At 63.5% G+C, this 15,396-nt stretch carries 15 protein-coding genes; 4 read left to right on the plus strand and 11 right to left on the minus strand.

Annotation, left to right across the window (positions count from 1 at the left end; translation table 11 throughout):
* Positions 1-113: 113 nt before the first annotated feature.
* The 5 genes from bioD to bioB form a co-directional block, all read right to left on the minus strand.
* A complete protein-coding gene (gene bioD, locus C1896_19635; protein AZZ46938.1) occupies positions 114-812 on the minus strand; it encodes a dethiobiotin synthase in 699 nt (232 codons plus the stop codon).
* Positions 809-1,633: a malonyl-[acyl-carrier protein] O-methyltransferase BioC gene (gene bioC, locus C1896_19640; GenBank protein ID AZZ46939.1), complete on the minus strand. Its 825-nt coding sequence runs from the start codon at positions 1,631-1,633 to the stop codon at positions 809-811. Before bioC ends, bioD begins: the two co-directional genes overlap by 4 nt.
* On the minus strand, positions 1,630-2,352 hold the full coding sequence (locus tag C1896_19645; protein AZZ46940.1) for a transporter: 723 nt from the start codon (positions 2,350-2,352) through the stop codon (positions 1,630-1,632). The genes bioC and C1896_19645 overlap by 4 nt, the downstream gene beginning before the upstream one ends.
* Positions 2,345-3,526, minus strand: coding sequence for an 8-amino-7-oxononanoate synthase (bioF, locus tag C1896_19650; protein AZZ46941.1), 1,182 nt, complete (start codon positions 3,524-3,526; stop codon positions 2,345-2,347). The genes C1896_19645 and bioF overlap by 8 nt, the downstream gene beginning before the upstream one ends.
* Positions 3,527-3,624: 98 nt before the next feature.
* Positions 3,625-4,680: a biotin synthase BioB gene (gene bioB / locus C1896_19655; protein AZZ46942.1), complete on the minus strand. Its 1,056-nt coding sequence runs from the start codon at positions 4,678-4,680 to the stop codon at positions 3,625-3,627.
* 93 nt (positions 4,681-4,773) lie between these two features.
* Here bioB and C1896_19660 point away from each other — a divergent pair, with 93 nt between their 5' ends.
* Positions 4,774-5,499 (plus strand): amidophosphoribosyltransferase, encoded by a 726-nt coding sequence (locus tag C1896_19660; GenBank protein AZZ46943.1) that lies wholly within the window; start codon positions 4,774-4,776, stop codon positions 5,497-5,499.
* Positions 5,500-5,543: 44 nt separating this feature from the next.
* Complete coding sequence (locus C1896_19665) at positions 5,544-6,518, plus strand: serine/threonine protein kinase (protein ID AZZ46944.1); 975 nt, start codon at positions 5,544-5,546, stop codon at positions 6,516-6,518.
* A gap of 227 nt (positions 6,519-6,745) precedes the next feature.
* Here C1896_19665 and C1896_19670 read toward each other — a convergent pair whose 3' ends face one another.
* A complete protein-coding gene (locus C1896_19670) occupies positions 6,746-7,585 on the minus strand; it encodes a 23S rRNA (adenine(2030)-N(6))-methyltransferase RlmJ (GenBank protein AZZ46945.1) in 840 nt (279 codons plus the stop codon).
* A gap of 142 nt (positions 7,586-7,727) precedes the next feature.
* On the opposite strand from C1896_19670, the gene C1896_19675 reads away from it, so the two are divergent.
* Both C1896_19675 and C1896_19680 read left to right on the plus strand, forming a co-directional pair.
* Positions 7,728-8,771, plus strand: coding sequence for a 2-nitropropane dioxygenase (locus tag C1896_19675; GenBank protein ID AZZ46946.1), 1,044 nt, complete (start codon positions 7,728-7,730; stop codon positions 8,769-8,771).
* A gap of 92 nt (positions 8,772-8,863) precedes the next feature.
* On the plus strand, positions 8,864-9,397 hold the full coding sequence (locus tag C1896_19680) for a beta-carotene hydroxylase (protein ID AZZ46947.1): 534 nt from the start codon (positions 8,864-8,866) through the stop codon (positions 9,395-9,397).
* Here C1896_19680 and C1896_19685 read toward each other — a convergent pair.
* From C1896_19685 to C1896_19705, 5 genes are read right to left on the minus strand one after another with little or no spacing between them, the layout of a single operon-like run.
* Complete coding sequence (locus C1896_19685) at positions 9,351-10,283, minus strand: phytoene/squalene synthase family protein (GenBank protein AZZ46948.1); 933 nt, start codon at positions 10,281-10,283, stop codon at positions 9,351-9,353. The genes C1896_19680 and C1896_19685 overlap by 47 nt on opposite strands.
* Positions 10,280-11,797, minus strand: coding sequence for a phytoene desaturase (locus C1896_19690; protein AZZ46949.1), 1,518 nt, complete (start codon positions 11,795-11,797; stop codon positions 10,280-10,282). Before C1896_19690 ends, C1896_19685 begins: the two co-directional genes overlap by 4 nt.
* On the minus strand, positions 11,797-12,960 hold the full coding sequence (gene crtY, locus C1896_19695; GenBank protein AZZ46950.1) for a lycopene cyclase: 1,164 nt from the start codon (positions 12,958-12,960) through the stop codon (positions 11,797-11,799). Before crtY ends, C1896_19690 begins: the two co-directional genes overlap by 1 nt.
* On the minus strand, positions 12,953-14,242 hold the full coding sequence (locus C1896_19700) for a zeaxanthin glucosyltransferase (GenBank protein ID AZZ46951.1): 1,290 nt from the start codon (positions 14,240-14,242) through the stop codon (positions 12,953-12,955). The genes crtY and C1896_19700 overlap by 8 nt, the downstream gene beginning before the upstream one ends.
* A gap of 46 nt (positions 14,243-14,288) precedes the next feature.
* Entirely contained in the window at positions 14,289-15,338 is a 1,050-nt protein-coding gene (locus C1896_19705) for a type 2 isopentenyl-diphosphate Delta-isomerase (GenBank protein ID AZZ46952.1), read from the minus strand.
* Positions 15,339-15,396: the final 58 nt, after the last annotated feature.

Raw genomic sequence — 15,396 nt, forward strand, 5'->3', positions numbered from 1 at the left:
CCCACTGAAGTCGCTTAGCTATCATTGATAGCAGAGCCGTTCCGCTGACGCCAGCGCCACGCCGCTATCAGCTGCATTCAAGCACATGATCGAATGATGCCTGCCCGCCGTCTTCAAGTCCTGAGCGGCAAAATCTTGAGCGGTGCCAGGTCGAGGTAGTGTGCTACCGCTGCCGGGCTTGCGGTCGGCAAGCGCGGCACCCGACCAAGGCATGGGGCCTCAAGCCGCTCATTCAACGTCGCGAGGTTTTCCTGCAATCGTGAGGTTGCAGGATCAACGATGTTGGCGACCCAGCCGGCCAACCTCAATCCGTCGCGCTCGATGGCCTCGGCGCTGAGCAGCGCATGGTTGATACAGCCAAGCCGCACGCCGACTACCAGAATCACCGGCAGCCCGAGCTCTATGGCGAGATCGGAAAGCGTTTCGTCTCCAGCCAGCGGCACGCGCCAGCCACCTGCGCCCTCCACCAGCGAGAACTGAGCCTGCAGTGCCAGCACTTGCCGAACCGGCTCGGCCAGCGACGTTACAGTCAGCTCAACACCCGCCTCACGGGCGGCCAGGTGTGGGGCGATTGCCGGCTCGAAGGCCAACGGGTTGACCTGCTCGTAGCGTAGCGGCAGCGTGCACTCGCCGAGCAGCGCCAGTGCGTCGCTGTTGCGCAGGCCTTCGGCGGTAATTTCGCAACCAGATGCGACCGGCTTCGCTGCTGCCGTGCTGAGCCCGGCCAGCCGCGCGGCGTGCAGGAGTCCGGCAGCGATAGTGGTCTTGCCGACTTCGGTGTCTGTACCGGTGACGAAATAAGCCGCGGTCATGTCAACTCCTTGCACAACACGCCATACACCACCTGATAGGTCGCCGGGAGCCCGCTCGGCGTGCGGAACTGCTCGTAGGCATCGATCAGCGCTCGAATCCGAGCACGGCCGGTAAGCCCGCCCGGGCGGCCAGGGTTCAGGTTATGCGCGCCGAGCGCCTTGAGTTCGCTGGTCAGCTGACGCAGCTCGGCGAAATGCAGCACCTCGGGCTCGACCTCTAACCGCTCCAGCTGCAAACCACCGGCGGCGCAGTACTGCTGATAGGCGCTGAACGGGCGAAAGCGATTCACATGGGCAAAACCGTCCACCGCCTGCCAGCTGTCGCGCAGCTCCTGCAGAGTCCCGCTGCAGAGGCTGCTGAAGGCGAACACACCACCAGGACGGAGTACCCGCTTCGCCTCGCTCAGCACGGCGGGGAAATCCTCACACCACTGCAGCGCCAGACTGGAAAAAATCAGATCCACCGACGCATCACGCAGCGGCAAGCACTCAGCATCGCCAGCGATGAAGCTGCCCGCGCCGCCCTGGGGCCGGGCATGGCGTAGCATGCCTTCGGCGATATCCAGCGCGACGCCTTCACCAGCCGGAAAGCGGTTCGCCAGGACTCGGGAGAAATAGCCGGTGCCGCAACCCAGATCCAGCCAGCGCGCCGACGTCAACCCAAGGGGCAGACGCTCGATCAGCGCGTTGCCGACGGTGCGCTGCAGCTCGGCCACACCATCGTAACTAGATGCCGCACGGGAAAACGACGCAGCAACCTGACGCTTGTCAGGCAGGCCGCTTTTCGTATCCGGTGCTAGTGCCGCGACCGCGTCCGTCATTCCGCCTTGCTCTTGATGAAAGCCGCGATGGTTGCGGCCACGTCGTCCGGCCGCTCCAAAGGGAGCGCGTGGCTTGTCGAGGCGATCAGCTCGGCTTCGACCCCAGGCATCCAGCGCCGAAGCGCATCACAGGCAGTCGAAGGCACCAGCGCGTCGCCACCGGCAAACAGGTGCAATTGCGGCCCGAAATAGCCATGCAGCGCGCCACGTCCGTCCAGCTCAGCGAGTAATCGCAAGCCGGCTTCAAGCACGGTCGACGTCGAATCAGATTGGCTGACTTCCAGCTGGCGGGCCAGCGTTCGCGGATCGTAGCCACCGCGGCTACAGAGCAGACGGAAACGCTTGAGCGTTTCCTCGGGATCAAGCCTGAACGCCTCTTGAAAAGCATCGAAGATCTCCGCTGCCATCGCTTCGGGCCACTGAGGGCGGGCACGGAAGCAGGGGTTGCTGGCGATGGTGACCAGTCCACGGCAGGAATCCAAGCGCCGCGCGGCGAGCTGGGCCGCCAGCATACCGCCCAGCGACCAACCGGCCAGCCAGCTGTCATCGGGTAAACGGCGGTCGAGTTCATCCAGCCAGGCTTCGGGATCGGCAAGCTCGGGCAAGGACTCGATGACCACGTCAAGATCCTGATCGAGTTCTGTCAAAGCCTCACACAAAGGCTGCAAAGCAGCCGGGCCATACGCCCAACCGGGTAGCAAAATCAGCTGATCACGCATCCGCTTCAGGCTCCTCGGCCATTCGATTCCAGCATTCGGCCAGGATATCCAGCAGTCGTTCCACCTGCGCTTCGCTATGCGACGCGCTGAAGGTCACTCGCAGCCGCGCGCTGCCGGTTGGCACTGTCGGCGGGCGGATGGCACCGACCAGAATTCCACGCTCACGCAGCGCCGCAGAGAGTCTCAGGGCGCGCTCGCTGCTACCGACCAGAATCGGCTGGATCGGCGTCGGGCTATCCATCAAGGTCAGACCGATCTCGCTCGCACCCTGACGGAAACGTGCGATCAGACTGTTCAGGTGATCTCGGCGCCAGCTCTCACTGCGGAGTAGCTCCAGGCTTTTGAGGGTGGCGCAGGCGACAGCCGGTGGCTGGCTGGTCGTATAGATGTAAGGCCGAGCGAACTGGATCAGCGTCTCGATCAGTTCCTCGCTGCCAGCCACAAAGGCCCCAGCGGTGCCGAAGGCTTTGCCGAGCGTGCCGACCAGGACCGGCACGTCATCTATCCCCAAGCCGAAATGCTCGACGATGCCGCCGCCGGTTTTGCCCAACGGGCCGAAGCCGTGTGCGTCATCGACCATGACCCAGGCATTTTTGACTTTCGCAGTGGCGCAGAGCGCTGGCAGGTTGGCCAGATCGCCATCCATGCTGAATACGCCATCGGTAACCACCAGCGTATCGCCGGCGGCCTTGTCCAGGCGCTTGGCCAGGCTGTCGACGTCGTTGTGCAGGTAACGCGAGAAGCGCGCGCCACTGAGCAGACCGGCATCGAGCAGCGAAGCGTGATTGATACGGTCTTCCAGCACTGTATCGCCCTGCCCCACCAGCGCTGTAACGGCTGCGAGGTTGGCCATGTAACCGGTGGAGAACAACAATGCTCGCGGCCGGCCGGTGAACTCAGCCAGGGCCTCCTCAAGCTGGTGATGCGGTGTACTGTGCCCCATGACCAGATGCGATGCACCGCCGCCGACACCCCAGCGCGCAGCACCCTGCTGCATGGCGCGGACGACGTCGGGGTGGCTAGCCAGCCCCAGATAGTCGTTGGAGCAGAACGCCAACAACTGTTCGCCATCAACCGTCACCTCCGGCTGCTGCGGTGTTTCCAGCAATGGGCGACGGCGATAGAGGTGGGCGGCGCGGCGCTCAGCGAGACGAGACGCAAGATCGAAAGGCATAGTTCAATACCCTAAGGAGCGAGCTTGCTCGCGAACGGGAGAACGCGAAAGCTTCGCGAGCAAGGACTAGGCGTCCCCCTCGCTCCTACTGAGGTTGCTTAGGCAGTGGCGTCGTAAAACAGTTTGCTGTCACGCTGCTCGACCAGGGCCTGCTCGATGGCGGCCTGATGCACTTCGTCATCGTGCTCTTCGCGGGCTTCCGGCTGGATCCCCAGACGCTTGAACAGCAGCATGTCCTTGTCGGCCTGCGGGTTGCCGGTGGTCAGCAACTTTTCGCCGTAAAAGATCGAGTTGGCGCCAGCGAGGAAGGCCAGCGCCTGCATCTGCTCGTTCATCTGCTCGCGACCGGCCGACAGGCGCACATGGGATTTCGGCATCATGATCCGCGCCACGGCGAGCATACGGATGAAGTCAAAAGGATCGACGTCCTGCTCTTCGGCCAGCGGTGTGCCCTTGACCTTGACCAGCATGTTGATCGGCACCGATTCCGGATGCTCGGGCAGGTTGGCCAGTTGAATCAGCAGGCCGGCGCGGTCATTCAGCGACTCACCCATGCCAAGAATGCCACCGGAGCAGATCTTCATGCCCGACTCGCGGACATAGCTCAGCGTCTCCAACCGGTCGGCGTAGGTGCGGGTGGTGATGATGCTGCCGTAGAACTCCGGCGAGGTGTCCAGGTTGTGGTTGTAGTAGTCCAGCCCCGCGGCTGCCAACGCTTTGGTCTGCTCCTGATCGAGCTTGCCGAGGGTCATGCAGGTTTCCAGTCCCAGTGCTTTCACGCCTTCGACCATTTTCAGCACGTAAGGCATGTCCTTGGCGGACGGGTGCTTCCAGGCGGCGCCCATGCAGAAGCGCGTCGAACCAATGGCCTTGGCTTCGGCCGCAGCCTCCAGCACCTTCTGCACTTCCATCAACTTTTCTTTATCGAGGCCGGTGTTGTAGTGGCCTGATTGGGGGCAGTACTTGCAATCTTCCGGGCAGGCGCCCGTTTTGATCGACAGCAACGTCGAAACCTGGACGCGGTTGGCATCGAAGTGCTGGCGGTGCACGCCTTGAGCCTGGAAGATCAGGTCATTGAAGGGTTGTTCGAAGAGCGCCTTGACTTCGGCGAGGCTCCAGTCGTGACGGGTAACGGAAGCGGCGGTGGCGCTCATGGGCAATCCTTGTAATTAATAGCGGCTCGGCGGCCAGGCACGGATGCGAAATGGTTAGCCAAGGCCGAGGCGCTGTCAACCAGGAAAGGAATCATGGTTTACAACTGGCTAAATATTGAACACTACTGTTCGCTTTGTGATGAGCGCTGCGAAACACGGCAATCGGTTTGCGGCGCCTGCGAAGCAGAGCTGCCCTGGCTGGGCGAGCACTGTTCTGTATGCGCCCTACCGTTGCCGGCGTCCGGCCTGATCTGCGGCGAATGTCTCAAGCGGCCGCCCGCGTTCGATCAGGTTACCGTGCCGTGGCGCTTCGCCTTTCCGGTAGACACCCTGATCAGCCGTTTTAAACACCAATCTCAATGGCCGCTCGGCAGGCTGCTGGCGGAGCAGCTGTCGCGCCATTTGCAGCACGCGTTCGATGAAGGTTTGCTACGCCCCGACGCCTTGTTGCCGGTGCCCCTGGCCCGCAAGCGGTTGCGTCAACGCGGCTTCAATCAGGCGCAAATGCTAGCTGATTGGCTGAGCACAGCACTGTCGATCCCCGTCGATACGAAGCTCTTAACACGGGTTCAGGACACCCAGTCGCAGCAGGAGCTCGATGCGGCCAGTCGGCGACGAAATCTGCGCCAGGCGTTTGCGCTTATTGATGATCGGAGCCTGACCGGACGTCACCTGGCAATCATCGACGATGTGCTGACAACGGGCGCAACCGCGGAGGCGTTGGCCCGTCTGCTTAAGCGAGCCGGCGCGGCACGCGTTGACGTCTATTGCCTGGCGCGCACACCGAAACCCGGCGAGTCGCCAGGCGCGGTTGTGTAAACACGCCAGTGCAATACACTGGGTACCCGTCCACGGAGCCGACCATGAGCCACCCCTTCGACACGCTTACGCCTGACCTTGTGCTCGATGCGGTGGAAAGCACCGGCTTCATCAGCGACGCTCGCGTGCTGGCATTGAACAGCTACGAAAACCGCGTTTACCAGGTGGGCATCGAGGACGAAACGCCGATCGTTGCGAAGTTCTACCGCCCTGGCCGCTGGAGCAACGAATCCATTCTCGAAGAGCATCAGTTCTCCAAGGAGCTGGCCGATCGCGAAATCCCGGTCGTGGCGCCATTCGAGCGCGACGGCAAAACCCTGTTCGAACACGCCGGTTTTCGCTTCGCGCTCTTTCCTCGCCGCGGCGGTCGCGCGCCGGAGCCGGGCAATTTGGATCAGCTCTATCGACTCGGCCAGTTGCTGGGCCGCATGCATGCGGTCAGCGCCAGCCGGCCCTTCGAGCATCGGGAAACACTCAATGCCCAGCATTTCGGCCATGAGTCGCTGGCGACGCTGCTCGAAGGTAATTTCGTGCCCAAGAGCCTGCTGCCTGCTTACGAGTCAGTGGCGCGCGACCTGCTGAAGCGCGTCGATGATGTCTTCGCCCGCACAGACTTCCAGCCGATCCGCCTGCATGGCGACTGCCATCCCGGCAATATCCTCGCCCGTGACGATGCGTTCCACCTGGTCGATCTGGACGATTGCCGGATGGGGCCGTCGGTGCAGGACATCTGGATGATGCTGGCGGGCGAACGTCACGAGCGCCTCGGGCAGCTGTCCGAACTGGTCGATGGCTACAGCGAATTCCACGACTTCGCCCCGCGAGAACTCCCGCTGATCGAAGCGCTTCGCGCTCTACGTCTGATGCACTACAGCGCCTGGCTTGCCCGCCGCTGGGATGACCCGGCCTTCCCCATGAGCTTTCCCTGGTTCGGCACCGAACGGTACTGGGGCGATCAGGTGCTGATCTTGCGTGAGCAGATGTCCGCGCTGCAGGAAGAGCCGTTGAAGCTCTTTTAGCTGGAAGTTCGGAAGGGAGCGGGGGGCCATCGGAGCCCCGACGGTCTAGCGCTGGCCTGCTCGGTGGGCTGAAGCCCACCCTACGACTCATGCAAAGCGTTGCCGGCCATACCTACTCGCTGCCTACATGTTCCCCGGAGCACGCTCGCCCTACCCTACGACCTCAAGACTGACTAACCGTAGGGTGGGCTTTAGCCCCACCAGTCGCACACGCATCTACGTCGCGGTCAGGCCTCCTCAATCAACCAGTCCAGCCGCCAGCCGCCTTCGCTCTGCCCCAGCAGCTTAGCCAGCCAGGGCAACAGTTCGCGCAGCTCTTCCTCCAGCCCCCACGGCGGGTTGCTGATAGCCAGGCCCGAGCCGTTCAGCCGCAGCGCCTCGTCGGTGGGGTGGACGTACAGCTCAGCGCGCAGCAATTTGGGTGCACCGCTGCGCGACAGGTCCTGATAGAAGCGCTTGAGCTGCCGCTCATCCTTGATGGGATACCAGATCACACCGATGGTCTGGCGCATGCGTCCCAGCGCTTCCTTCAACGCCGTCACGCAGCGGCTCAGCTCGTCGGCCTGCTCGAATGGCGGGTCGATGAGCAGGACAACGCGTTTTTCGTGCGTCGGCATCAAGGCGCGCGGCACGTGCCAGCCCTCGCCCAGGTGCACCGCAACACGGTGGTCACCGGACATGTTGTCCTTGAGCAGGCGGCCGTCCTCAGGGTGCTTTTCGTTGAGTTGCAGGCGATCCTGCGGGCGCGTCAGCTGGCGCGCCAGCTCCGGCGAGCCGGGGTAGTAACGCAGCTGACCGCTTGGATTGAGCGCACGGATCACATCCAGATACCCCTGCGCCATTGCCGGGACATCCTCTGCCTGCCACAGCCGCGCGATGCCCTGCAGCCACTCGCCGGTGCGGCTGGCCTGGTCACCGGCCAAGTCATACAGGCCGACGCCGGCATGGCTGTCGAGATAGGCGAACGGCGCCTCCTTGCGCGCCAGCATGGCGAACAGACGGGACAAGACGAGGTGTTTGAAGACGTCGGCGTGATTGCCGGCGTGAAAAGCGTGGCGGTAATTCATCGGGCACTCCTGAAGAGCGCACAGTCTAACTGCGCCGAGCCGCGATTCGCAGAGCCTGGACGAAACACCCGTTGACCAGGGGTACGAAATCTCGACAAACGGCTGCTACAGTGACCCACCGCTATCCAACCAGGACGCCCCGATGGACATTCGCGACCTCTTGCAGATCACCCTACCCATCATCCAGGCGCCGATGGCCGGCTCGCAGAACCATCAACTCGCCGCCGCAGTTTCCGAGGCCGGTGGACTGGGCTCGATCCCTGCGGGGATGCTCAACCCCGAGACCCTGGACGCCGAGCTGACCGCCATGGCCGCGCTGACGCGCAAGCCCTACAACGTCAATTTTTTCTGCCATCAGACACCCGCCGAGGACGCCGCGCGTACTGAAGCCTGGCTGGCCTTGCTGGCGCCTTTCCTGAAAGAACTCGGGATCGACCCGGCGAGCATTCCCGGCGGCGCAACCCGTCACCCTTTCGACGCCGCGATGGCCGAAGTGGTGGAGCGGCACCGTCCACCGGTGGTCAGCTTTCATTTCGGCCTGCCTGCGCGGGACCTGCTAGAGCGAGTCAAAGGGAGCGGCGCGAAAATCCTCTCCAGCGCCACGACGCTGGAAGAAGGTCGCTGGTTGCAGGCGCAAGGTGTCGATGCGGTGATTGCCCAGGGCGTCGAAGCCGGGGGCCATCGCGGCATGTTTCTAAGCGATGACATCAATGGTCAGGTCGGCACCTTTGCCTTGCTGCCGCAGCTGGTTGCCGCACTGGACGTGCCCGTGATCGCCGCCGGCGGGATTGCCGATGCCCGCTGCGTATCCGCCGCGCAGGCGCTGGGCGCAGCGGGAGTGCAGGTCGGCACCGCTTATCTGCTATGCGACGAAAGCCGCGCCAGTCAGCTGCACCGCCAAGCCTTGCAGAGCCCCTCCGCCGAGCACACTGTGTTGACCACCTTGTTCTCCGGACGGCCAGCGCGCGGCATCGTCAATCGCCTCATCCGCGAACTGGGCGCTCGGCCAGAGGCCGTGCCGGCGTTTCCGCTGGCAGGCAATGCCATCGGCAGCCTGCGCGCCGCAGCCGAGCGTCAGGGCATCGATCATTTCTCACCCCTATGGGCGGGGCAGAACGTCAGCGGTTGCCAGCCGATTCTGGCGGCGCGATTGACCGAGGCGCTGGCAGCCGGCTGGAAGAATTAAGCGACAATCAGGGCTGCGCCAGGCGTCGGACTGGGTCCATTGTCGCGGCGTAGCGCGTAAACTGGCCCGACCTGCAGATGAGCGGATCGGATATGACCGTGCTGACAAACACACTGGTATTTCTCGCCACCCTGGCCGGTATGGAGCTGTTCGCCTGGTGGGCGCACAAGCATGTGATGCATGGCTGGGGTTGGGGCTGGCACAAGTCGCACCATGAGCCGCGCACCGGCTGGTTCGAGAAGAATGATCTGTATGCAGTGGTATTTGCCGGGGTCGCGATCCTGCTGATCGCGCTGGGCACAGCGGGCTACGGCCCGCTGGAATGGATCGGCGCCGGCATGACGGCCTATGGCTTTCTATATTTCGTCGCCCATGACGGCCTGGTCCACCACCGCTGGCCGCTGCGCTACGTACCGCGCAAGGGCTACCTCAAGCGTCTCTATCAGGCCCACCGCCTGCACCATGCGGTGGAAGGCAAGGAGCGCTGCGTGTCCTTCGGCTTCCTCTACGCGCCGCCGCTGCCGGTGCTCAAGCAGCAGCTGCGCGAGCTGCATGATGGTCCGTTGCACAAGACAAACGCTAAGCCCGACGGGGACGTTTCCAGAGGGAATCAGGGCGCGGCGTGAGCTGCATCCGACGCGAAGCCAGCGCCAGCAGTCCTCCGCCTAGCAGAAACTGCAATTTCTGCGCACTCGTCGTCGACACCCGCGTGTCCCAGGCCGCCGCGCCGCGCGCTTTCACCTCCACACCGATCTGCCGATAGACCCCATGCGCCGTTGCAATGGACCAGGCCGAACGCAGTGGCAGGTCGCGCAAACCCTGCGAGGCCGACAGGTAGTAAGGCTCGGCTAGATCGACCAGACGGGCCGCCAACAGCGCCAGCGCAGGCCGGTTGTGCGGCAGGCCGATCTCATCGGCCGGAATGCCTGCTTCCGCGAGCCAGTCGGCCGGCAGATAGACGCGACCGATCTCCGCATCCTCGACGATATCGCGAGCGATATTGGTCAGCTGGAACGCCAGCCCCAGGTCACATGCCCGGTCCAGCGTCGCCTCCGCTTCGGCGCCCATCACTTTCGCCATCATCAGGCCCACCACCCCGGCAACGCGGTAGCAGTACAGCAGCGTGTCCTCGAGAGTCTGGTAGCGATACTCCTGCACATCCATGCGGAAGCCCGCCAGATGTTCCAATGGGTATTCTCGTGGTATCTGGTGGCGCTGAACCACTTGCTGGAATGCCGCAAAGGCCGGATCGCTCATCGGCTCCCCGGCATAGGCGCGCTCGGTCAGGTCCACCAACTCGGCCAGCCGCGCTTCACCGGTGGAGCGATCACCCTCGACCTGGCCGTGCCCCAGCGTCTGGCCATCGATCACGTCATCGCAATGCCGGCACCAGGCATAGAGCATCACCGCGCTCTGACGGGTGCGTTCGTCGAACAGCTTCGCCGCTGCCGCAAAGCTCTTGGAGCCGACATTGATCGCCTGCGTCGAGTGATCGATGACCTGGTCGTTCATCCGGCCCGCTCCTCCAACAAGAAATCCTCCAGCATCAGGCCGGCCGTGGCCTTGGCCGAACCCACCACACCCGGCACGCCTGCACCGGGATGAGTGCCGGCACCAACGATATAAAGGTTTGGAATCACATCATCGCGGTTATGCGGGCGGAACCACGCGCTCTGGGTGAGGATCGGCTCCAGCGAAAATGCCGAGCCCAGATGGGCATTGAGCTCGTCACGAAAATCGTGCGGCGTGAAGATCCGGTGGGTAACCAGATCGTCGCGCAAGCCCGGAATGTAGTGACGCTCGAGGTATTCAAAGATGCGGTCGCGGTACTTCGGCCCTTCCACTGCCCAGTCGATATCCGCCGTGCCCAGGTGCGGCACCGGGGCCAACACGTAATGGCTGGCACAACCTTCCGGCGCCAATGATGGATCGGTCACGCAAGGCGCGTGCAGGTACAGGGAGAAGTCATCGGCCAGGGTTTCGCGCTTGAAGATCTCGTCAATCAGCTCACGGTAACGTGGACCGAAACACACCGTGTGATGCTGTAGGTGCTCATGACGGCGCTTGAGGCCGAAATGAATGACGAACAGTGACATGGAGAAGCGTTTGCCGGAGAGCCGCTTGGCCTCGTCCCGACCACGTTGTTCGTGGCCGAGCAGCCGCTTGTAGGTGTTGACCACATCGGCGTTGGAGGCCACCGCATCGGTATCGAAGCGACGGCCGTCTCGCGTAGTCACGGCTTTAGCTCGTCCATCCGCCAGTTCGATGCGTGCCACTTCGGCGTTCAGCTCCAGCTTGCCGCCCAGGTCTTCGAATAGCCGGACCATACCCTGCACCAGCGCTCCGGTGCCGCCGCGTGGAAACCAGACGCCACCCTGCCGTTCCAGCGCATGGATCAATGCGTAGATCGACGAGGTTTCAAAGGGGTTGCCACCGACCAGCAACGAATGAAAAGACAGCGCCTGCCGCAGCCGGTCGTTCTCCACGAACTTCGAAACCATGCTGTATACGTTGCGCCAGGCCTGCAATTTGGCCAGCTGCGGCGCGACGCCGATCATGCTGCGAAACGACAGGAAGGGCACGGTGCCGAGCTTGACGTAACCTTCCTCATACACCGCACGGGAATAGGCAAGAAAGCGCTGGTAGCCTGCGACATCCTTTGGATTTAACGCATGAATCTGCCGGTCCAGTTCGACCTGATCGTTGACGTAATCGAAGCTGTAGCCATCCTCCCAGCACAGCCGATAAAACGGGCTGACCGGCAACAGCTCGACGTAATCGGCCATGCGCTTGCCCGCACCGGTAAACAGCTCGTCCAGCGCCGGAGGGTCGGTGATCACCGTCGGGCCGGCGTCAAAGGTGAAGCCCTGATCGTGATAGACGTAGGCGCGGCCGCCCGGCTTGTCGCGCTTCTCCAACACGGTGGTCTGAATGCCGGCACGCTGCAGCCGAATCGCCAGCGCCAGCCCACCGAAACCGGCACCAATCACCACAGCCCGCCTCACACCGCCTGTTTGTTCGTTCATCATTTGTCCTTGTGGTGCAGGTTGCCGGCGGCGAGCGCACGCAGCGCTTCACCCACCGGCACGGGAGGTTTGCCCGAGACGATGCGCAAGCGGTCCCAGGTGGTCAGGTTGGCCGCGTAGAAGCGCTGAATCAGCGGTTCACGCAGGAGGTAGAAACGCTGCATGACCGCCCAGCGGCGATCCGCTGGTCCAGCCATGAACAGCATGCGATTGAGCAATCTGAAGAACCCACGTTGACGCCACTGCTGCAGCGAATAGCCGCGAATCGCGGCGAACAGGCTGTCTGCATCCCAGCGATTCAGTGCGACCAGGTGATCGGCGAGGCGTACCGCATCAGGCAGTGAATAGCCTGTAGTCGGATGAAACAGAGCAGCAGACAGCCCCGTCTGCGGCACGCCACGCGCCTCGTCCCAGAACGCCGGCACATCACCGGAGAGCACGATGGGCAGCACGCCCTGTTCTTCTCGCAACAATTCGGCGATGACCCAGCCACGCTCGCTGGCATAGCGGGTAATGTTGTCGCGCAACGCACCAAGCGAAACGGCATCGCCATCGGCGTAGTAGGTGTCTTCGATCAACAGGGTGTCGGCGCTGAGCGGCAGCACATAGACAAACCGGTAGCCATCCTGCTGAGCGACGCTGGCGTCCATGATGATCGGCTCCAGCAAGCCGTGCGGCTGATGCAGGCGTAGTTCCTGGCCAAGGAATTTCTGGAAGCCCAATGCCAGCTGATCGCTTCGACGTACCCCTCGGCCGTCGATTACCGCGCCAGCCCGCAACACTTTGCCGCACGCCAGCCGCACCTGCCGGGGCTCTACCTGCGTGACGGTGGCGTTCAGACTTACGCCGTCAGCCAGCTCCGACATCAGCAACTGATGGAAGCGATGGGAAAAGATGCTGGCATAGCCGCTGCCCAAACGGCGTTGAAGATCCGGGAAAATCACCTCGTAGCCAGGCCAGCGATTGCCCACCAGCGGCTCCAGCCAGGTCTGTTGGGCTGGCGTCAGGTCGTGCTCATGAAAGGACCAGGTATGGTTGCCGCCGAGGGTTTCGCCCTGCTCGATGACCAGCAACCGCAAATCTGGACGCGCCTGCCGCAGGCGCAGGGCCAGCAGCCCGTTGGCCAGGCCGCCGCCGACGAGGATCAGGTCCGCATCAGCCATGTTCGGCCCTCTGCAACGCCGGCGATTCGACGCCAAGTGCTGCCTCGATCAGCTGCGCTGCCCGCGGCGCCCCACCGGCAGCACGAACCTCATTGCCCAGAAGTCGGGCACGCTGAGCGAAATCGGACTCGCGCAACAATCGACGCAGGCCCTGCACGATCCGTCGGCGACTGGCCAGACGCGGATCGAGCTTCAAGCCAACACCTGCATGCACCACCCGAGCGGCTACGCCGGGCTGATCGAAGGCAATCGGCAACGCCAGGCTCGGCACACCCGCTTCCAGCGCGTCGAGTACGGTGTTGAGCCCGGCATGGGTGACTACGGCATCGGCTCGCGCCAGCACTGCACGCTGGGGTGCGAAATCGGTGACCCAGCTGGCGCCGGCCTTGAGTAGTCGTTGCTCCTGGCGCCGATCAAGCCGCCCACAATGCGCGATCAGCAGTTGTACATCGAGGTCGCGGCACGCCTCGGCTATCCGCTGGAACAGGCCGAAGCGATCGCCTTGCAGGGTGCCCAGCGAGGCGAACACGAATGGCCTGCCGGTAGCGACCGGAATAGCCATCGCTGGTTCGTCAGTCAACGCCGAGCGCAGCGGGCCGATGCCGTGGAAGTAGTCAGGCAGGGCGGAACGTGGAAAATCGAAACTGGGTGTGGTCTGGCTCAACTGCAACAAAGGCGACAGGCATTCATCGAGGCGCTGCCGAGGTGGCAGACCGAACGCGGCTGCATGGCGCGAGATAACGCTGGCGTGCGCCTGCATCGCCCGGTCATAGACGCCACTGCTGTGCAGATTCAACTGCTCGCCCCAGGGCGTCGCACGATAGCGCCAAGGCATGACCGGCAGCGGCACCAGCGCCTCACGGTTGACTGGCAAGGCACAGGCCACCGACACGAACGGCAGCCCCAGGTACTCGGCGACAAGCCCACCACCCGGCTCCATCTGGTCTGCAATGACGCAGTCTGCGCCGATGGAGCGAAGCACGGCAGGTGCCTCTCGGCAAAACATATCGGTTGCCGAAGCCATATCGGCGATCACCCGGCGTATGCCCCAGGGCCCGCCGGGGCGTGCCGCACGGTCGATCACCGCCCTGAGCGAGCCAGGCGGATGCGAGCCCGCGCCGACCTGGGCAAAACCCAGTCGAGGGTGGCGCAATATTCCGGCCACATCGGCCTGCTGCACGACTGTCACACGGTGCCCGCGCGCCAACAACTCAGAGGCGAGCGCTTCCATCGCCCGCACGTGGCTGTGGAAAGGCGGTGCGATCACGGCGAAATGAGTCATTGAAACGAACCTCGCCGGCTGGCAGAGCAGCAAACCTGACGACACATCACAGCTTGGACGGGTCGAACGGGGTCAGGAGCGGCGCTTTGGCCAGCTCCGCCAGATTGGCCGAGCCCGTACAGAAGCAGGCAATGCGCAGCTGCTCGATCAGCACCTGGAAATGCTCGACCACGGGTTCCGGCCCGATCAGCGCTGCGTCCAGCACGCCGGCAGCCTGCCCCACCAGGTTGGCGCCCAGACGAATCGCCTTGGCCGCATCTATGCCGTCACGAATGCCGCCTGATGCGATGAGCTGAGCAGCGGGGCAGGCGCGGCGAACAGCCGAAATCGCCTGCGCGCTGGGTATGCCCCAGCCGGTGAACGCTTTGGCAATGGCGCGCTGCTGCGGATCCAGGGTTCGTTCGGCCTCTACCGCCGCCCAGCTGGTACCGCCGGCACCGGCGACGTCGATTACCGACACGCCGGCATCGAGCAATCGCTGCGCCACGCTCGGAGAAATGCCCGCACCCACCTCTTTGGCTACCAACGGCACTGGCAAGCGCAAGGCCAGCGCCTCGAGCGCCGCGTACACGCCTATCCAGTTGCGATCACCGCCAACCTGCACTGCTTCCTGCAACGGGTTCAGATGGATGATCAGGGCATCGGCCTGAATCATGTCGACGGCGCGCTGCGCCTCATCCAACCCGTAGCCGGCAACCAGCTGCGCCGCTCCGAAATTGGCCAGCAAAGGGATCGACGGCGCGAGTTCGCGCAACTGCCGGGTCAGCCCCTGATCTGCGTCGGTTTCCAGTGCGATTCGTTGCGAGCCCACCGCCAGGGCAATCCCCAGCACCTCGGCCGCCTCGGCCAGGTTTCGATTGATCTGGGTCGCCCGCGCCGCGCCGCCCGTCATCGAGCTGATCAGCAGCGGGGCTGAGAGGGGTCGTCCGAACAGCACGGCGCGAATATCGATGTCGTCGAGACGCAACTCCGGAACCGCGCAGTGCTCGAAAGTCAGGGCAGCGTAGCCTGGATCGACGGCGGAACAGGCGCGGCGCGGGTCGAGAACGATGTCCAGGTGGTCGTTCTTACGTTCCGCAATAGTTTCTTTAGTCATGCAGCGCCTCGTTCGATGACCTTATGTGGACGGTAGTGGTCATTAAAAGTGCCAAGAC

It is taken from the genome of Pseudomonadaceae bacterium SI-3, from assembly GCA_004010935.1.
Classification (GTDB): Bacteria; Pseudomonadota; Gammaproteobacteria; order Pseudomonadales; family Pseudomonadaceae; genus Stutzerimonas.